The following is a 20,205-nucleotide window of genomic DNA, read 5'->3' as shown; positions in this document are numbered from 1 at the left end:
AGCCGGGATGGTCGTTGAAACTTCCAAGCGTGAATTACAGAAAATGCACTCCAAACTACCTTTCAACCCACCCCTAGCCGGGATGGTCGTTGAAACGTTGACTCACAAAAAATGTCTTGGATCAATCGTCCCTTTCAACCCACCCCTAGCCGGGATGGTCGTTGAAACCTAGGGCAGATTTTGGATTCATATTCAACATTCCCCTTTCAACCCACCCCTAGCCGGGATGGTCGTTGAAACTCAGCCATTTTCCACAGTCTATCCTCAGCCGTTCTTTCAACCCACCCCTAGCCGGGATGGTCGTTGAAACCTGATGTAGAAACTTTCAAATCCGAGTTAGTTCGAGCCTTTCAACCCACCCCTAGCCGGGATGGTCGTTGAAACTACACAGGAGAAAACATGAATATAGCTGATTTAACTTTCAACCCACCCCTAGCCGGGATGGTCGTTGAAACTGTTCCCGCCTAGACCCTTGTTATATAAGCTTTTCAGATGTCTATTTGACAAGTCTGTTAAAAAGCTGCTTCTGCCGACAATGAAAAAAGTAAATCAATTGACGCACTAATTTCTTGATTCAATACAGGACAAGGGTTTTCAGAGTTTGGCAAGTCCCCAGGGTTTTTGACCCCGCTTCGATTTGCCAAAAAAATATTTGGGAGGATTCCCCCGACGAAGGGGGTGATTCAGTAGCCACCACTGTGGTAATCCACACCGTTATGAATAACGGCTACAGCTAAAAGCCTTACTCCTTATTGCTGGGAGCGCACCTATCCCATCTATAGAATTCTACAGACGGCAGCATCAGAAGCGGGCAGCTACCAGGGTCAGAAAGCATGACGGTCTTCCAACCGCCAAACTAACCCAGATTTTTCACAGTACATTGGCTCAAAAGAGCATGAACTGCGGCGCGATCATAACAATATTATATTTTCAAGGTTCGGATTAGTGAATTAAATTAAAGCGGCTTGACGTTCTTGGTAAGCAAAGACGGCTAAATCTCGCGCTTTTTCTTGTGGACTACCTCTGATTGGCTGTGTACCAATTTCAGTAGAAATTCCGGCTTTTGCTGCTTGGGATTTAATACTCTCAATTAATCGGCCATAACTCCAGCGATGAACGCTCATGCGGTACTCTTTGGCGTATTTTTGTTGAGCCTCCTTGTAACCAGGAAATTTCTTCTCTGCTCTGGATTGAATTTCACTACTGATTTGCTCACGCATATCGCGGAGTTTTGGGATAACTATGCTGCCTGCTTGATAGGTTTTGGCGATCGCGATAATTGCATCAGCCAATAATCTATCCACATATTGTCCTAACTCTGATTCACCAAAGGAATTTGGCGCATTTCGTTTCTGAGCTTTGTGGCGTTTGTGAGATAGGCGTTGCTGTTGTTGTCGCTGGCGATTGAGAAGGTTGTAGTTTTTGCCTAGTAGTTGTTTGACACTGCGATAAGCTAGAACTTCATTTTTAACAACATCCACTACAGCTAGTGTTACTGGATTTTCTAGACCAAAACTAACACCAACTAGGATTGAGGGTTGACCTTGATACCTAGACTTGCTGGGACGAGGGAAAAGGTTATTAATCCTATTTAGCGTGGATTGCTGACGAGTGACAAAAGCTTGCTGTTTATCATTGAGGTCATCTTTCTGTTTCGCTTTTGTTAAAGTTTCGGTTATTTTTGTGCTTTTCTCATCAACTACCTGTTGAGTTCCTTCAATAGTCCACATCCGAGTATCTAAAGTGCAGTAAAGATGTAGTTGATTGACTTTCCAAGGTTCGCCTTTTTCTTCCCCTGGCGACCAAGCAAGCCTTCCTGAACGCAGAGTAAACAAACTGCTTGAGTATTGGTTTTTACTATTACGTTTAAGTTCTTGATCTTCTAGGAAGCGTTTAAAGTAGTGCAAATGACGCTTATCACAGTAAATCTCAAAGGTTAGTTTTCCCAAGCCATTGAACCGAACAAAGAGACGACCTTTATCATTTTGCAGCCATGTCATATCTTCGTTAGATTCGTAAGCCACAGGAAAGGGGACATCAGCAGATTTTCTTAAAATTGCTGCTTGCCAAGCTTTTGCCTCATTTTCATTTTGAGTTACATTAGCTCTAACAACTTCTAAAGTTTTTAACCACTCTTCCCCTGTTAAATCTCTACCTTTAGGTATGCGACTTTGAAGTTGGTCTTTTAATCGCTCAATTTCTATTTCCTTTTTGCGTCTATTTCTAGTAAATTCTTCTGGGTTTTCGTCGCGTTCACTGATTTGACAGTTATTTTTGAGCAGATATGCAAGAGCGCAACGAGTAAGAATGTCTTGTGTTTCTTCGTAATTGTTTAAAAGAATTTGAAAAAGTGAAGGTTTTGTAGATTTTGTAGTTTTTTTGCGTTTTTTCTGACTGTTATTCTGGTCGGACTGGGGGGTAAATTCGGTAATAATTTCGGTGGCTTTAGTACGAATTATGTTTAAGCTACACTGGCTTTCTTGTTCCAGTTCTAGATCACTTTTGAGGATTGTCAGCCAACGTTCTTTGCCTTCTATTTGCCGCTTTCTTCGTTTTTGTAAGGCGAACCAGGATTTATATACATAATCTACTAGAGCGATCGCTGAAGTGTAAAACCGTCCAGGTTGACTTGCAAAACGCTCTTGAGTTTTAAGGGAGTTAACAAGTGTTTTGAGTAATTCAGTAGGTATTTTGCCTTTTTCTAGCCACGTTTCAAATTCTGGATGTTTTCCTACCTGTGCCAATATTTCATTGATCAGAGGTGTATTTTTGTCAGCCATCAGTTCCCACAATGTGCGAAGTGTGTCTTCTTCAGCAACCAAGCGACATTGAATTGTAATAACGCTCATGGTGTCCTCAGTTTTGTGGATTCGATGAAACTAAGAGGGCTTTTAACTTTTTTTTGACTTACTCCATTGTAGCGCAATGCCGCAATGCCGCAAAAGCGCAAATGTTTTTTTGCTCAGAGGCTGTGCAAAAATGAAAGCCGCAAGCTTTGGCTTCAAATTAGGATGGCAGAAGAAACTAGAGAAGTTCGGGGAAGACTCCCTAAAAATCTAAAAATTGCGTTTGAAATTGCTTGTGCGCGTCTGGAAATAACGCAGACTGCGGCTTTGGAGGAAGCAATTAGAGATTGGTTGCAAAAGAAAGAATCTTCAGAAAAACAACACTAGGGGAACTAAGGAATGTGTTGGCGATGAGTTATATGTTGGTCACAAACTCCACTATTGAGTCAAGTCGGCGATTCTGATGCTGATGGCTTAATAGTTGGTAGTAATTTCGGGGTGAAGCTTATACCCTCTACTATTCCCGTTATGATACTCCCCAGAAAAATCCTGAAAGGATTCAAAACTTAAACTTTTACCCATTGCCTTTCCAATTAGCGTCAGCAAATTATTTGCCCGCATCTGGAAAAAGCCTTCAAAGTCATCTCGCCGCAATGTTTTTGGTGATATAGCGTGCGATCGCAATATTTCATCAAGTCTTTTAACTGATGTCCCAGAACGTTCAAACTCTTCTAAATAAACGGAAGGTGCTTTACTGCCAATCTTTTTGTTTGTTTTGGCACTTAAAGGTGTGCGATTAATCAAGCAGTTATACTTTTTGGGGTCAATACCTTGTTTGCGACACCATGCCACAGGGAAAATATGGTGCGAATCTATCTGTTCTTCAAAATAAATCACATCATTGATTTCTTCCCCGGTACACCAATCAATTGCCCCCTCACGTCGTAATAAGGCTGCTAAACCCTGATAGACTGCACCGTAGCGTTTTCTAACGCTAATTAACCTATCAAAAGAAAAATCCGCTTGCACAATGGTGAGCGGTAATGAACCACCTGCTAACCATTCTGGTACTTCTATCACGTCCCGCCCGGCTCGTGCCTCATACCAGCGTGTATATACTTCCCCAAACATCCCACACCATAACCAGCGTTCCAACATAGACCGTACTGGAAAAGAACGGGAACGCTCTCCCAGAATAGTAAAAATGGTACTAAGGATAACTAATTGAACGGGGTAAGCTAAATCATCTGCATCAAAAATTTTTTGGCTATAAAGGAAACGAGCAGATTCTTCAAAGCCCCTAGTAACTGGATCAGCCCATTTTTGATATTCTTCTTTGCTGAGTTTTAGCACTTCAGCACGTTCGCAAGCCACCCCTGGTAATTTATCGATATTCCAGCCTTTTTTTATAGCTTCTATTCTCCTGACGTAACCAGCCATCAATGTAACGGCTTGTACAAAATCAGTGCTTCGGAGCTTACGCAATACTTTTAAGGATTGGAAGCGATTTTCGCGCTGTTTCCAATCATCTCTCAAACTAAAATCAGCAGTGCAATAGCTAGAACTCATTAAGTCGAAGTAATTGAGGTCACATCCAGAAGTGTTTGTATCTTCAAATACTTGGCAAACGGCTTCTTTTGGCAAGGAGTCACGTAGTTGGATAACAGGTATTTGATAATGCTCAAATTTTTTGATAACTTCCAGTTCTAAGGTGTCAATTAGCTCCAGTTTTTGAGGTTCGTATTGCCAATACTTAGAAAATTTACTCCGCCACTCAGAAAAAAAGAAAACTTTGGATAGAGGAAACAATAGTGCCTGATATTCTTTTTCAGGAGTGGAACAATCAATTAAACCACCCGTGAAGATGCGTGCAATTTTGGATTCAGGTAAAGCAACAATCGCATTACGGCGATCGCATTCTGGATTGAGGCATTTTTCAATATCCAGGTAGTACCACTTTTTAATAATTTTTTGGCTTTTCTGGTCTTTGATGATGACAGGTTGCTCAGATAGCAATACCATAAACAGGGTTGTCAGGCGTTGCTGTCCATCAAGGATTAATAAGTTTGGCGCATTATTTTCTGGTTTTAAGACTCCATCAACTAGGCGGGGTTTAAATTGTCGGCTTTGATTGGTTTGTTGGAGCATCATGACTGCGCCAATAGGGTAAGCAAGAGATATGCTGGCAAGCAAACGACGCACATGGGTATCATCCCAAACCCAATCTCTTTGAAAATCTGGCAGTTGGATGCGTCCAGTTTTAATATCTTTGAGGACATCAAGAAGAAAATACTTAGTGATGTCAAAGGTAGAGATTGAGTTCATTTGGTGTTCTGCCATTTTTATCATCCAGAAAGATGCGACTGTTGGTCATAGTACCTGTGTACCTCAGCCTAAGATTCCCCTCTTGTTCACAGCAAGGGGTTTTTGGGGCAATTGGTCGTGAGTAGCGATCGCTTGTGCTTATTCTTGAGGAAAGTCTGGAGGTAAAGTCACAATTCCTTTGGCAACAAGCTGTCTAAATTGGTTGATTAAATCAGCTTGCCGTAATATGTGGGTAACATATTTAGGTCGTCGGCGAAAGTCAGTCCCCCAGTCCTTAACGGTTTTTGGGCTAGTACCCGTAACTTGGGCGATCGCATTGATGCAGGCTTTGCGATAATTGCGACCCGGTTGTTGACTAACCCAACGGCGACAATACTCCATCGGTTCAAGGGGCAACTGACGCACGATATCAATTCGATGATTATTCTGATGGGAATTACTCCCAGTCTGCATCTTCTGTTTTGGTGAGCCAGATTAACCAAGCAGAAGATTTCTGATAGTAACTGGTTAACTCAGATGTCTTCTGCTTACTGAACTCAATCTAAGAAACATCGGCTGACATTACAAGTAGCTTAGTCACGAATCACGACTAAATTATTTTTGAGGATAATCAGGAGGTAGGACTATTTTTCTAATTTGGTTAAGCATATCTGCCATACGTAATATATGTACTACATAGTTAGGTCGCCTCTCAAAGTTTTGTCCCCAATTACCTATAGTTCTTTCACTGAGTCCGGTTGCTTCTGCTAAGGCGGCAATACAAGCTTTTCTGTACCCCCGCTCATCTGGGGGCATCTCAACCCATCGTTGGCAATATTCCAAAGGCTCCAAGGGCAAGTCACTGAGCGCATCGATTCTATATTCATTGCTCTGAGGGTTATTGTCTATTAGGCTTTCTGTTTTGATAGACACTTTAACTCACGATTCATGACTGTTATACAAATATTATGAGTCACGATATGTGTAGAAAAGCAGTGCGATGGGCTACGCCCCACCGTAGGCGATGGCGTTCGCGTAGCGTCCCGGAGGGAAAACGCCCGCCGTAGGCATCGCTTCCCGTCAATCGGCTGATGGTGTGACTGATAATAATTGCTTAAGAAGATTTACATCTTCAATCACAAAGATAAGGTTATTTGCTTGTGCGTAGAGGTAATTAGCTGTTAAGTTATAAAAGTAACTGGTAACGTCTCTAGCTATGAGCAATGAAGCTAATACCTGCCGTAGATATGTTGAACCAAAACTAAGAGATGCGGGGTGGGAGCAAGAACCACACGATTATACTGAGCAGTATTACTTCACTGATGGCAAGATTCGCCCCAAAAACAAGCGTAAGCCTCGTGGTAAACGGAAATTCGCAGATTATTTGCTGCTCTACAACGGAGAATTTCCCTTGGCTGTAGTAGAGGCAAAAAAGAAACACAAAACTCCTGATGAGGGACTGGAACAGGCGATCGCCTACGCCCAAATTCTCGACGTGAAGTTCGCTTACTCAACCAATGGGCAAGGAATTGTAGAGTATGACTTCATCACAGGTAAGCAGTCTGATGTCATGGACTCATTTCCTAGTCCTGATCAACTTTGGCAACGGTTAACAGGGGAAGGTAAGGAGCAAATTAGAGGGGACATAGCCGAAAAACTGTTAACTCCCTTTTATCGAACCCCAGAAAAACCACTGCGTTACTATCAACGCAACGCTATTAATGCAGCATTAGCGGCAATATTCAAAGGTCAACAGCGTCTACTGCTGACATTGGCAACGGGGACAGGTAAAACTACTGTTGCTTTCCAAATCGCTTGGAAACTGTCAAGTTTGGAGTGGAATGCTACTGGAGAATCTCGTCCCCCTAGAATTCTGTTTTTGGCAGATCGGAATGTGTTGGTAGATGACCCGATGAATAAGGATTTTTCTGCTTTTAATCAGGAGAAAATTTACAAAATTCAGGGAGAAGCGAAAAAGGGACGTGACCTTTATTTTGCTATTTATCAGGCTATTGGTGATAGAGAAGATAGCTTTGGACTTTACAGAGAATACAGTCCTGATTATTTTGACTTGATTATTGTTGATGAGTGCCACCGGGGTAGTGCTAGGGATGAGAGTAACTGGCGACAAATTTTAGAACATTTTCAACCTGCGTATCAGTTAGGACTGACAGCGACACCGCTACGGGATGATAACGTTGATACCTATCGCTACTTTGGCAATCCCCTTTACACCTATTCTCTCAAACAAGGGATTGATGATGGTTTCTTAGCCCCCTATCGAGTTTATCGGGTTCTTACCCGTTCTGATCGGGAAGGATGGCGACCTAGTGCTGGACAAATTGACCGTTATGGAAGAACGATTCCTGATGAAGTTTATCTGACACCGGACTTTGAGCGGAGATTGGTGAGGGAAGCACGGACAAAGGCGATCGCCCAACATATTACTGATTTTCTCAAAAGCAGCGATCGCTATGCCAAAACCATTGTCTTTTGTGTGGACGAGCCGCACGTTAAGGCAATGATCAAGGAATTACGCAACCTCAACAGCGATATCACCAGAACCAATCCTAACTACATAACTCGCATTACCTCTGATGCTGGTGATGTGGGTAAGGGGCATCTCTACAAATTTAAAGATGTTTTAAATGAAACTCATATTATTGCTGTAACTGCTAGGTTACTAACAACAGGGGTAGATGTTCCCACCTGTAAAAATGTTGTGCTTGCCCGTGTTATTCGTTCTATGACAGACTTTAAGCAGATTATTGGACGGGGAACTCGTGTGCGAGAAGAACGGGGTAAGCTGTCCTTTAATATACTTGACTACACCCACAGCACAGTATTGTTTGAGGATAGAGATTTTGACGGAGAACCCGCCCTCATTAATGAATCAGAGATGGATGACCAGGGGGAAATTCTCTCTGAACATGAGGAGGAATTAGAGTCAGCAGAGTTAGAAGACGAAGCAGAAGATTTGGAAGATGATGACGACAAGTCTGGGTTTTGGGGACTCCCAGATGAGGATGACGCACCACCTCGGAAATATTACGCCGATGGGGGAAGCGAAGAAATTGTTGAAGAAAGAATTTATGATTTAAACCCAGACAATCAACTGCGCTTGTCTCGATTAATTGACTACACCAGAGAACAAGTCCGCATCCTGTATCGTTCCACTCTAGAAATACAGCAACGCTGGGCAGACCCAGAACAGCGTTCCGAGATTATTGAGTTGTTGGCAGACCGGGGAATTGATTTTGATGAGTTAAAACAAGTTACTAATCTTCCCGAAGCAGACCCTTTTGATTTACTATGTCATATTGCCTTTGATGCTCCTGTGCTGACTTGCAAGCAACGGGCTGAAAGGTTGCGTCTTCGCAAGACTGATTTTTTTGAGCAGTATGGGGAGGATGCTAGGGCAATTTTAGAGATACTTTTGGACAAGTATGCAGAAAAAGGAGTTGAGGAGTTTAATGTTCCAACTACATTTAAAGCTAACAGTGAGTTTCATAGATATGGTAATGTAGCTGAAATCGCCCAAAGGTTTGGTGGAGTTCAGCCACTTAAGGAAGCAGTTAATCAGTTACAAAACTTACTTTATATTGCATAAAGGATAGTTATGAATACCGATGAATATGAAAATTTATATTGTCAAGTTGAAGAAATAATTAATTACTATGAATTAAGCTGGATTATAGAACAAGTAAATAATTCTATTCGCGAGGGCAAAATAGTTAGTATAGAAGAGAAATTAGCTAAAAAAAATCGAGAAAAAACACCCAGAATTAAGAGAGAAGACTATACTGCCAAGGAAAAGGTATTACTTTTATTAGACGCTTTCGAGAGAGCAGTTTTAAATACTATAGAACTAGAAAAAGAAGTAGGAAAATTTTTAACGGAAGAAATTAGGGATTCACAACTAGAACCACAAATAAAATTTTATTCAGAAGAGGAAGAAAATATTCATGAATTTATTTTTGACACTGACAGAATAAATTTACGTCAGCAAGAAGCTGGAGAACTACAAAATTTACTGAATCATCTGCGCCAGGAGCTTGAAAAATAATGCCTATGAACTCATCTCTCATTCAAGGAATTAAAAGTAGAATAGGGAATTTGGTTCAGCTAGGATTTGGTAGCTCAACTGATTTATCAGATTTATATGAAGCTTATGTTTTTAGTATTTTGATTAGAGCGGCGCAAAATGAAGGAGCAAATATCAGGTTTCAAAACGCGCTTGAACAAGATGCTCAATTTTTAATTTTTCGTCGTAGTCCAGGGCAAATTTATGTGGCAACACAACCCTATACTCATGCTGTAATAGAATTTAATGATAAACCAGTATTAGAAGCTCATGTAGGAATTAGAATTCAAGGACGCTCACAAGTTTCTCATGAATGCGATTTATGTGTCTTATTACAAGAAGAGGCTAGAAGCTGTAGAAGTATCTCCTATGAACCTAGACATACAAAAGTAATTATAGCAATTGAATGCAAGCATTATACATCAGATTTACAATTACATCTAGGTAGAAGTTTTATTGGATTAGCTTCAGATTTAAATGTAAAAGAAGACATATATTTTATATCTAACAGAACATCAGATAATATTGAAAAATTGCTTAGTAATCATCGTAAGAAATGGGAACATAATATAATCCCTAGACAAGTAAATGAAATTCAACGATTAATGTACGCTTTTCAGCGCAACTTTAAAGATTTTAAAGCAAGGTATAATTAGTTTAGAATGCCCAAACGCACTACCAAACAAAACGATAAAACCGTAACTACAGCCCAAAAACTGGGAAGCGTGATTAAGTCAGCGCGTGACATCATGCGGACGGATAAGGGATTGAATGGCGAATTAGATCGTCTTCCCCAGTTGACTTGGATCATGTTTTTGAAACTTTTGGATGATTCCGAAAAACTGCATGAGGTGGAAGCAGAGTTAGAAGGAATATCCTACAAACCAACGATTCAACCGCCTTATCGTTGGCGAGATTGGGCAGCTAATGAAAATTTTACGGGCGATCGCCTGAAAATTTTCATCAACAATGATGAGGCAATTTTACCCGATGGCACGAAAGGTGCAGGGTTACTCGCCTATTTGCGGAATCTCAAAAGCAAAACCGGACGCGATCGCGCTGATGTCATCGCCAAGGTATTCAAAGATGTCAACAACCGCATGACTAGCGGGACTTTGCTGTGGGATGTGCTAAGTAAGGTAAATGAAATTCATTTTGATAAATCAGAAGAGGTGAACCTACTCAGCACCCTCTATGAGTCCATGCTGAAAGAAATGCGGGACGCTGCGGGAGATTCGGGAGAATTTTATACCCCCCGTCCGGTAGTACGGTTTATAGTGCAGGTGATAGAACCGCAACTGGGAGAAACCATTTTTGATCCTGCTTGCGGAACTGGTGGTTTTTTGGTTGAGGCGTATGAATACCTGAAAAAACAGTGTAGCGCACAAGATTGGCAGATACTTCAGAAAAGCATTATTGGTGCTGAGGCGAAATCTTTGCCTTTGATGTTAGCGCACATGAGTTTGCTGTTACATGGGTTTGAATATCCCGATATTGATGATGGTAATAGTCTGCGGTTTACTATTGCCGAAATGGGTGAAAAAGACTGGGTTGACATCATTCTCACTAATCCGCCGTTTGGGGGTGAGGAGGAAGACAGAATTAAAAATAACTTTCCTCCAGATAGACAAACTAAGGAAACGGCGTTGTTATTCCTTCAGTTGATTATGCGTCGTCTCAGACAAAGACCCAAACCAGGACGCGCAGCAGTAGTTTTTCCCAATGGGGTGCTATTTGGGGATAATATTTGCGCCAAAATCAAGGAAGATTTGCTCAATAATTTTAATCTGCATACCATTGTCCGTTTACCTAATGGGGTGTTTGCGCCTTATACCAGCATTCCCACAAATTTGTTATTTTTCGACCGTTCTGGACAAACGGATGAGATTTGGTACTATGAGTTACCTTTGCCAGAAGGACGGAAAACTTACACCAAAACTAAGCCAATACAGGATGAAGATTTTGCTGAATGTGTGGCATGGTGGAAGAATCGAGAGGAGAATAAACAGGCTTGGAAGCATAACTTTAAGGAAGCTTATAATCAGGCGATAAAAGAAGCTACACCTCATTGGGAAGCGGCTAAAACAGCAGAAGAAGCCGCTAATCAGTGTCTTAAGACTGCTAAAGAGTTAGTTGAGAAAATAAATTCTGTAGAGGCAATTCATGAATTGTCTCTACAAGGACAATTAAAAAATATTCAGGAAGAGGAACGGAAACAGCGCGAGATTGCGAAAGAGGAGAAAGCTAAAGGGGATGCTATTTACTGGGCAATTTATAATTTAGACTTAAAAAACCCAAATAGTCAGCAAGATTTTGAGCATTTACCACCTGAGCAATTAGTTGCTGATATTTTGGAGAAAGATAGGCGCGTAGCTGAGATTATGTCAGAGATTCGGCAATTGTTGGCAGGGGCAGAATGAGTAAAGGTTGGGATGTCGTAAATTTAGAACAAGTTATTAAGCATAGGAAAGAATTTATTGAAATTGATGATTTTAAAAAATATAAGCGATGTCGTGTCAAGTTACACGCTCAAGGTATTGAACTAAGAGATATTGTCCAAGGTGCTGAGATTAAAACTAAAAAACAGCAGATTTGCAAAACTGATGATTTATTAGTTGCTGAAATTGATGCCAAAATAGGCGGATTCGGTATTGTACCTACAAATCTTGATGGAGCTATTGTTAGCAGTCATTATTTTTTATTTGAAATCAATGAATTGTTGCTAGATATAAAATTTTTAGACTATTTTATTCGCACTCCAGCATTCCGTGATCAGGTAACTGCTCAAGGATCAACTAATTATGCAGCGATACGGCCAAACGATGTCCTGGGATATATAATCCCCCTACCACCACTAGAGGAACAACGGCGGATTGTGGCACGAATTGAGGAACTGGTGGGGAAGCTTGAGGAAGTGCGATCGCTACGTCAAAAAGCACTTGAAGAAACAGAGGCACTTCTTCCGGTTGAGTCAACAAAATTATTCAGCAAGACTCTGATTAAAGGTCATTTATCAGATGTTTTGCTTGAAAAACCCAGAAATGGTTGGTCAGCAAGATGCGACAATATGCCAGAAGGGACTCCCATTTTGTCACTTGGTGCTGTTACAGGATTTTCCTACCGCCAAACAGAATTTAAAAGAACATCAGAACCTGTTTCCCTAGATGCACATTACTGGTTAAAACCTGGTGATCTACTCATTACCAGAAGCAATACTCCTGAACTGGTAGGACACGCAGCTATTTACAATGGTTCTCCCTATCCCTGTATTTACCCTGACTTGATGATGCGCTTAGAGATTGATGAATTTAAGGCGAATAAACAATTTGTACATCATTGGCTTGCTTGTAAATTAGTTCGTGACTATATCAAGAGTAAAGCAAAGGGAACAAGTCCAACTATGAAAAAGATTTCACAGGAAGTTGTGATGAATATTCCTTTTCCGTCAGATTTATCCATCTCGGAACAATGCCGCATCGTCACTTACCTTGATGAGTTACGAAGCAAAGTAGACGCAATGAAAGGGCTAAGAGAAGAAGCAATAAAAGAACTTGATGCGTTACTACCTTCTATCTTAGACAAAGCATTCAAAGGAGAATTGTAGATAAAACTCATCAATTACCCTGACAAGCACTGCTAAAATCAATACTTAAAAGCATCATTCAAAAGGGAATTGTGAGCCTTACTCTTCAAAATTCGACCGTTCTGATTTAAAGGGAGTGAAAAATTCACTTCCTTGTTTCATGGGCGTGCGTGGTGCTGGGCATGGCTCCTAATGTCGGCTCCAAGGGATTCAATTCCCCTATCGTTTACAAACTATTAATAATTCTAAGCAATTTCCTGAATCACATAACCAGCACTGAAGCAATTTTTCTTAAAACCTCCAATAGACAAGACTTTCAGCGATTTTATTTTTCTGTAAAATCATCATTTTTGGCTGCCAGTCACATAACCGTCACATAAAATAATCTTATCTTTTATATAAGAAAAGCTCATCATTTATGCCCAAAAGGGAACATATTTGGCGTGTTTTTTGGATCTATTTTCAGGATCGTATAGCTTGATTAAGTTTTCATTCATTGTATCTGCAATAATTCGAGAAGCCATAGAATAATTTTTATCAACAATAGCAAATCTTTTTCTTAAAGATTCATTAGTCATTTGTTCTCTACACACATAACGTAGACAAGCGTGCTGATAACAAGCCCTAATGCGGTCACTTTTGTCCATATCTTTTAATTCTCTATAGCTTAATAAAATAGCTTCTGTGTGTTGATTTTTAACGTTAAATTCTGGAGCAGGTAACTGAAAAAACTCTATTGAATCAACTACTTTGTCTATACCACTACCACGTTCTTCACAGATATTAATTCTTCTCATAAAGGCGGCTAAATCTTCATTGCGAGACTGAGGAGGAGTGTCTATAAAACGTATTGTATCAACTAATGGTTCACCCGGATTTCTGATTTCTATACGGTCAGAAAATATTTCAACAGTAGAGCTAACACCAGTCATATTAAAATCTTGGTGAATCATGGCGTTAGCAACTAGCTCTCTAATAGCAATTTCTGGATACATTTTAATATTTTGGCGTAAAGCCTGGCCAATTTGTTCATTTTGAGGGAGTTGATTATTTATAAATTCAATAATTTCTTCATAGCTGATAGCATAGCCTTTATCAAATACTCGTTCTCTTTGGGTATCAATTCTACCTTTGCCTTTATATACAATAACTCTAATTGCTTTCCTACCTAATCGTTCAAAATCACTTAATTTTTTAGCAAAAAGGATTGCTCCAAAATTTGTAATATCATAATAGTTGCCAGGCTTTATATTTATTATTTTTTCTTCGCTCAAACGTCTTATAATTCCCTCCTTATTATCAGGAAGGTTTTGTTTTGTTATATCAAAATAACTTGGATAATTGATTTTTGCTAAAACTTCATCTGCTGTTACATTTTCTAAGGCTATTTTTTTTTCAAAAGTTTGATAATGGAACAAATTCCATAATTCCTTTTCCTTTTCTGGATAATCCTTAAGTTTTTTCTTGTAGCTACCAACTCTAATATATTCCACCCCTTGAAAACTAATCGGTTGATGACTAGCACTAGGAATGTCAAATAATACTATATTTTTATCTTTAAAAATAAATTCATAAATTTTAAAATTAATTCTAGGGGAAAGTAGTCTAAGTATCCAATTTTCTAATTCTTCATTACCGCACTTTGCTTGTTTAGGCTTAAATAGAGTTCCCACAACATTATGTGTATTATCTTCGATTCCCCAAACCAAATAACCAGCATTTTGGCGATGTAAAGCAGCAGAATTTGATAAAGCCGAAATATATTCCCCTATTATTGCTGGATCTTCATTATTTTCTTTCAATTCTATCCACTCAGTTTCATGAGGGAGTGAAATCAGTTGCTGTACAATAATAGATAATTGATTTATGTCCATAATTATTGCCCTATCTGTGGGCCCAATATAGCATATCCATTAGTTAATTTTGATTTAATTATACTTTATTTCACTAGCGGTTACAGATATTGACTTGGTTGGTACTAACACGGTTGTATTAACATCATTATTGCTTTAAACTTACACCCATACAACTCTAAGATATTACAAAGATTAGTGGTAAATTGGCTTAAACAATAAATTGATTAATCTATTGTGGCGACGAACGTAAAACGAAAAAGTACCCAAATATATAGGTTCTAATTTTACTCTGATAACATCACTCATTGAGATATGAATTAGTAAATAATCAACTTATAATAATTGAAAGTATTTTAATACAAGGCTCTCAATATTTTTACCCAAATTTTTTATGACAATTAGCAAGTTTTCTGGCTGAGTTGATTTCGTCACTAATTCATTTTATTAACTTATACTTCTTTTCTCTACCCTTCCGCCTGCTTCAAGTCCAGTCTGTGCAAATATAGATTTACATTGTTTCTATGTGTACAAACTAAAACAGTCTTATAGTCATAACTTTGACTATTTAGCTATAGATAAAATCAGATTTGTCTCCATGAGCGATCGCATTTCTTATCGAAGTTTCTGACGCTTCACCATCTTTGCAAAGGACAGCGAACAATGAGGACATTCACCTTGCGCCCAATCTGCGGGAATGGGGAAAGGCGTTTCACAGTTAGTACACTTTGTTAGCAAACGTAAATTGTGGCGATCGCACTTCATTTTGTCCTTAAACTGCCAATCAATGCGATGACAAGGTACTTCCGCATAGCAAGCAGCGCATAACCTAATTGGACGGGGCTTCATTGTTACACCTTTAGGTGGAAGCATCTCTATGAATCTTTCTGCGCTAACTCCCACCACAGATGCCAAAGCCTCCAACTCCTGTCTATTAGGAAATGGGTTAAAGTACAGTTTTTCCCATCGTGTCGTTACAGCACCAAGACCAGCAATTTTTCCTAAAGAGTATCCAGAAGGTAGGCTATTAGCCTTAAATCGACGCAACCTCCCCAAATAATGACTAATGCTCTCTCCCTCATAAGGCTCAACATAGCCTAACTTTGGGCGAATTTCATCATCCTCATTCATTCCTGTTTCTGTTTTCGAGAGGAACATATTTTGTACCATAACGACTAGCAATTTTTTCTAGTATGCTTTCATCCACCCTGCCAAATCCATTTTTTAGAGAATGTAAAACTGCCTTAGTAAGTATCTTGACTAAAATCCCCATTCGCCCACTTGTACTAACCGCTAAAATCTCAAAAATATTCCCCTCTGCTAAATGAGATGATTCTGGAAGAGACAGAATATCTAATTCAATTGTACTTAATGTCTTTCTAAAATCATCATATTCCAAGCGTTCAAACTCATACAGTGTTGGGAAATTAGTCAACAAATCACAATCCTGCAAAATATTATCTAACTCCTTGCCTCCTATTAAGACGATAGGAACATGACATTCTTCAAAAAGTTGCTTTAAGTCTATAAGTGCTTCTTTCTGAAGGTTATCAGCATTATCTATAATCACCAATTCCAGTCCAAAAAGTTCAAGACTACCAGCTAATCTTGGGCGTAAATCCTGTCGTTTACCTGTAGGTGCAGCGTGGTTAATATCCTTCAGAATTTGTGAAAATATACGCTTAGAACTGGATGCTGACCAAGCTTTTACATAAGAAATTCGTTTTTTATCCTCATCTCGATAGTGAAGTGCTGCTCTGCTTTTTCCCACGTTTCTTGGGCCAATGATTCGACCACATTGCTTGAGAATACGCAGTTCATCTAACCATCTGAAGCATTCCGAAACCCGATCAGTTGTGATAAAACAATTTCTGAAAATCTCTTCAATATCAATAGCTTTAGCAATTTGAGCATTGAGGTCTAACTGTGGGGCTAGGACTTCAACAATGGGTTGGTTTGCCAGTTGCGATCGCGCCATAATTTACCAAATGTTTTTCAAATTTTTTTGACGTTTAGAGAGAACTAACTTATGTCTCTGTTCTTCTTGAGGGTTAGGCTTAGGTGAAGCTGATAGAGTTTCCTGTGGTTCTAGTTCTATCTTCTCAAACTTGATTTCTTCCCTAGAAACTCTCTCTGGTAAAATTTCCTGAGTTTCTTGTTTCCTTAAAGACTTGGATACCCTACTTTTACGTAGTTCAATAATATTTGAGTCCTTCTTAGATGCAGAACGGAGACGCTTTTGTTCTGAGTGCCTTTTTTCTTTTTTATCTGCTTTACGCTCATCCACAAGCTCCTTGCGTTTGCCCAATGCTAATAAGGCATCATAATTAAAATGCTCCTTACGGGCTTTACTGCGCTCTTTATTCAGGGTTTTTAACTCTTCTAAACTCAAGTCATGGGTATCCATGTTGACAGCATGAGCGTAACCCAAAAATTCCTCTAAATTATCATCAGTTTCACAACTGTATACAAATAGAGTCAGGATATGGTCGGGGTCATATCTCAGCGTCACATATTCACCTTTATGTGCCTTGAGTGACTCTCCTCGATAAATGAGATTTTCAAACTGGATAGAACCATGCGCTTGAACAACTCGTTGGGTTTCTTTCATTAAACAGATGTCTAATTCCCTCTCATCCAAACGTTCAGGCAGTTTTTCTCCCATGCCCTTAAACCAGCGTTCAAATCTGGTATCACGAGGTTCTTTAGGATAAGGTTCATGGTTATAAATGTCGCAGAAGAAACTGGCTAAAATTTTGTCTAAATCCTGTATTGTTAAACAGGCTTCTTTCTCCGCGTTTTCCGGGCGTTCTTGGACATTTGCTCCTGTATAACCAGGGAGGTCTTTGAGAACTTGAGTATTAATTGTTTTGAAAATCCGTTCTACAATACCGCCTTCTGGTGGGCGATCGCGTAGTTCACACTGAAATCCTAATTTCTTACCAATGGCTTTAAGATGTTTGGAGCGAAAATCTTTTCCACCGTCAGTGAAGAAATACTGAAAAGGATTCCCATAAACGTTCCAAGATTTATTTAGCTGATAATCGTCAGGGTACTGTTTGGGCAAAATAGCGTGCCGTAAAGCTAAAGCCACTTCTGTAGAACCCGGTTGTTTAATCCATAAGCGGAAACCCAGGACGCAGCTTGAGTATGTATCGACAACAGTAGTCAACCAGGGACGCTCCGACAATAAATCACCATGAATATCCACTATGCGAATATCTAATTTAGTATGGTCGCACTGGATAATTTGGTTACTAAAGTCAGCCCTCAGAAGTTGGCCATCTCGTGTTACCACTGTCATCCAAGAACCTGAACCCGGATTTCTGACTCTTGTCTTCCGCTTATGTTGTGCGATTAATGGCTCTAAAATTCTATAAACAGTAGCTTGATGCGGATAATCTCCTGGTTTTAACCCAAGGTCAACGATCGCGTGTCGCTTCACTTCACGAACTATGGACGCTGGCGATATTGGATGTTTGTCTTTCAGACTCTTTTCATAAGTTGTTTTGATAAATTCTTGCCAGTATTCGCTAACTCGATGTTTTCCCTTATCTGCTCGTTCTGTTCCTGCTGTCTCTCTTAACTTGTCTTCATTGTATTGTTTGAGAAGACGTTCTACTTGGCGGGTAGAAACACTAAGAGTATTTGCAATTGCTTGTTTTCTCTCAGATTTAACTGTACGGGTAGGTGATTGAGCAAGCCACTGGATTAGATTAAATGTCAGTTTATGTTTATCTGACGTTGCCAGAATAATCTGGGATGGGTCTACGACAAAATTACTATTGTCAAGCAAAATAGCATCTGAATCTTGGGTCGATTCTTCAGTGAATTCAATTTCTCTGTCTGCCATAGAGTGAAACCCACTCATGAGTAATTAAGGTACTAATGTACCATATATTCATAAAGAATACGACATTTAATTTGCAAAAGTCACCAACTTTAACAAACGACATTTAATTTGCAAAAACGTGATTATGCGACATATAATATGCGAAACAAGCAAATTAGCCTGTCTTAGAGATAAATGACCTATAATATTTACACGATGTAGCTTTCAGCCATTCAATACAGTTGCGACATTGTTTGCGAAAAGCGACATTTAATTTGCGAATGTACACTTTTCAATCATCCTTTTGTCGATTTTTGACTCTGATAATTATCGGTTTGTGCCGTCTGTGCTTCCTCAATTTGCGAATGGAAGAGAAACTAATGTTTTGGAATCTGAATATTGGGACGGTATAATACTAACCACAGAAATGTCAATATCTTGAAAGTCCTGAATTTGGAAAATTTAATTAAAAATTAAGTATATTCACTGTTTTTACAGAAAATTTATCAAAATTTTATTCATATATCTTGTTAAATATGTGTATTCTTATATCACTAGGTATACATAGAATACTTATTTTTACTTATGTGCTTATAAATACAAGAAAATAAAAGGAAGCAGAATTGTGAAATTCCAGAACTTTTGACAGCGATCGCGCTTCGACAGCCCAACCCCAGTATTTTGAGTGCAGACTTGCTGAAATATACCGGTATTGTCCTCGGCGACTGGGAATTAGCTAGACACTGAACCGCTTCAGTTTGCCAGTACGGTAGCTAAATAATTGCAATATCAAATTCCAGTTTGATGTTGAAAAATAGCTATTTGCCAATAGCCTCAGTGCGGTGTGTCTGCACCTAACTATGACCTAATTAACACCCCATTTGCACCAAAAAAAGCAGCAACCTTATGACATTTACCTTAGATAATCCTTTAACTGGTGATGACGTAACTTTTGAGCCAACGCTATTACTAGCATTAGAACAGGTGGAACTTTATCTGAGGAATTTTGCCATCAGTCCAAAGTTCCTAGAAAATATGCGCTTGGCATTTGGAGATACCTTTGCACAGGAAGCGGCTTTAGCTTTAGTGCCAGCTTGGCAGAATGGAGATTGGTTGCCAACAATTGAACTCCTGAATTCATCCCAGTTAAATGGGGCAAATGGGGCTTTTGCTGCGTCTACCAACCAAATTTATATATCTAGGGATTATCTCAGCCAGGTAGTCAAACAAGGGGAAATAGAGTCTTTAGTTGGCTTGCTGTTAGAAGAAATCGGACACAAGATTGATAGCTTACTCAACGCACAAGATAGTGCTGGAGATGAGGGAGCGATTTTTGCTGATTTGGTGCGTGGGGAAAGTTTAACAGATGAGAGGTTAGCACAGTTAAAAGCAGAAAATGATACAGGGGTAATCGTAGTTAATGAAGAGGTTATTCAGGTAGAGTACCAAGCAACAAGAACCTGGAAAACAGCAGTTGATGGATTTTGGGATGTCAGTAGTAATTGGACAGACAATCAACCTCCACAAACAGGTGATGATGTAAATATCAGCTTTGCCAGCCACAATATTACTACCACTCATCGCACAGGTAATACTTCCCTGAATGATGTAATTTCAGATGAAGCCTTGGTTGTTTCTGGTGGGGCATTAACAGTTAACAATCTGGCTGTTAACAATACCCTCACCCTCAGTGGTGGTACTCTAGCATTCAATGGCACAACTGCCAGCGAAGTCAATAATTTGACTATCAGTGCTGGTACTTT

Annotated in this window: 15 protein-coding genes and 1 CRISPR repeat array (1 of these 16 only partly in view); of the genes, 7 read left to right on the top strand and 8 right to left on the bottom strand. The window is 39.5% G+C overall.

The features are described 5' to 3' along the window. Positions 1–455: a CRISPR direct-repeat array (repeat unit 37 nt; unit sequence CTTTCAACCCACCCCTAGCCGGGATGGTCGTTGAAAC) (it extends 16 nt beyond the left edge of the window). A gap of 495 nt (positions 456–950) precedes the next feature. After that, complete coding sequence (gene cas12k / locus A3775_RS15340) at positions 951–2,849, bottom strand: type V CRISPR-associated protein Cas12k (protein ID WP_066425713.1); 1,899 nt, start codon at positions 2,847–2,849, stop codon at positions 951–953. A gap of 162 nt (positions 2,850–3,011) precedes the next feature. Between cas12k and A3775_RS24705 the strand changes: the two genes are divergently transcribed. After that, positions 3,012–3,173, top strand: a complete 162-nt coding sequence (locus A3775_RS24705; RefSeq protein ID WP_197480172.1) for a hypothetical protein — start codon at positions 3,012–3,014, stop codon at positions 3,171–3,173. Positions 3,174–3,260: 87 nt separating this feature from the next. On the opposite strand, the gene A3775_RS15330 is transcribed toward A3775_RS24705, so the two are convergent. From A3775_RS15330 to A3775_RS15320, 3 genes are all read right to left on the bottom strand, one after another. After that, positions 3,261–5,111, bottom strand: coding sequence for a DUF262 domain-containing protein (locus tag A3775_RS15330; RefSeq protein WP_066425913.1), 1,851 nt, complete (start codon positions 5,109–5,111; stop codon positions 3,261–3,263). Positions 5,112–5,249: 138 nt separating this feature from the next. After that, entirely contained in the window at positions 5,250–5,564 is a 315-nt protein-coding gene (locus A3775_RS15325; RefSeq protein ID WP_066425707.1) for a hypothetical protein, read from the bottom strand. A 141-nt stretch (positions 5,565–5,705) separates the two neighbouring features. Further along, on the bottom strand, positions 5,706–6,023 hold the full coding sequence (locus A3775_RS15320) for a hypothetical protein (protein WP_066425705.1): 318 nt from the start codon (positions 6,021–6,023) through the stop codon (positions 5,706–5,708). A gap of 283 nt (positions 6,024–6,306) precedes the next feature. On the opposite strand from A3775_RS15320, the gene hsdR reads away from it, so the two are divergent. Genes hsdR through A3775_RS15295 form a run of 5 tightly spaced genes read left to right on the top strand, consistent with a single transcriptional unit; the run spans position 6,307 to position 12,778 of the window. Continuing rightward, positions 6,307–8,700: an EcoAI/FtnUII family type I restriction enzme subunit R gene (gene hsdR / locus A3775_RS15315; protein WP_066425702.1), complete on the top strand. Its 2,394-nt coding sequence runs from the start codon at positions 6,307–6,309 to the stop codon at positions 8,698–8,700. 9 nt (positions 8,701–8,709) lie between these two features. Continuing rightward, a complete protein-coding gene (locus A3775_RS15310) occupies positions 8,710–9,156 on the top strand; it encodes a hypothetical protein (protein WP_066425697.1) in 447 nt (148 codons plus the stop codon). Then, positions 9,156–9,830, top strand: coding sequence for a hypothetical protein (locus tag A3775_RS15305; RefSeq protein ID WP_066425695.1), 675 nt, complete (start codon positions 9,156–9,158; stop codon positions 9,828–9,830). Before A3775_RS15310 ends, A3775_RS15305 begins: the two co-directional genes overlap by 1 nt. Before the next feature lie 6 nt (positions 9,831–9,836). Then, entirely contained in the window at positions 9,837–11,594 is a 1,758-nt protein-coding gene (locus tag A3775_RS15300) for an N-6 DNA methylase (protein ID WP_066425693.1), read from the top strand. Then, complete coding sequence (locus A3775_RS15295; protein WP_066425691.1) at positions 11,591–12,778, top strand: restriction endonuclease subunit S; 1,188 nt, start codon at positions 11,591–11,593, stop codon at positions 12,776–12,778. The genes A3775_RS15300 and A3775_RS15295 overlap by 4 nt, the downstream gene beginning before the upstream one ends. A 395-nt stretch (positions 12,779–13,173) precedes the next feature. Here A3775_RS15295 and A3775_RS15290 read toward each other — a convergent pair whose 3' ends face one another. The 4 genes from A3775_RS15290 to A3775_RS15275 form a co-directional block, all read right to left on the bottom strand. After that, positions 13,174–14,631, bottom strand: coding sequence for an RNA-binding domain-containing protein (locus A3775_RS15290; RefSeq protein WP_066425690.1), 1,458 nt, complete (start codon positions 14,629–14,631; stop codon positions 13,174–13,176). Between the two features lie 594 nt (positions 14,632–15,225). Further along, complete coding sequence (locus tag A3775_RS15285; protein WP_066425687.1) at positions 15,226–15,741, bottom strand: TniQ family protein; 516 nt, start codon at positions 15,739–15,741, stop codon at positions 15,226–15,228. Continuing rightward, entirely contained in the window at positions 15,734–16,588 is an 855-nt protein-coding gene (locus tag A3775_RS15280; RefSeq protein ID WP_066425684.1) for an AAA family ATPase, read from the bottom strand. Before A3775_RS15280 ends, A3775_RS15285 begins: the two co-directional genes overlap by 8 nt. 3 nt (positions 16,589–16,591) lie before the next feature. Then, the gene (locus A3775_RS15275; RefSeq protein ID WP_066425682.1) at positions 16,592–18,463 is read right to left on the bottom strand and encodes a Mu transposase C-terminal domain-containing protein; all 1,872 of its coding nucleotides are present in this window, start codon (positions 18,461–18,463) and stop codon (positions 16,592–16,594) included. A gap of 885 nt (positions 18,464–19,348) precedes the next feature. Here A3775_RS15275 and A3775_RS15270 point away from each other — a divergent pair. Beyond that, positions 19,349–20,205, top strand: an 857-nt coding sequence (locus A3775_RS15270) for a hypothetical protein (protein ID WP_197480170.1), incomplete at its 3' end; no start/stop codon positions are given.

This window comes from Anabaena sp. 4-3 (genome assembly GCF_001597745.1).
Lineage (GTDB): Bacteria > Cyanobacteriota > Cyanobacteriia > Cyanobacteriales > Nostocaceae > Trichormus.
Note: the sequence above shows the minus strand (reverse complement) of the source record. Positions and strands in the feature narration are given on the sequence as shown.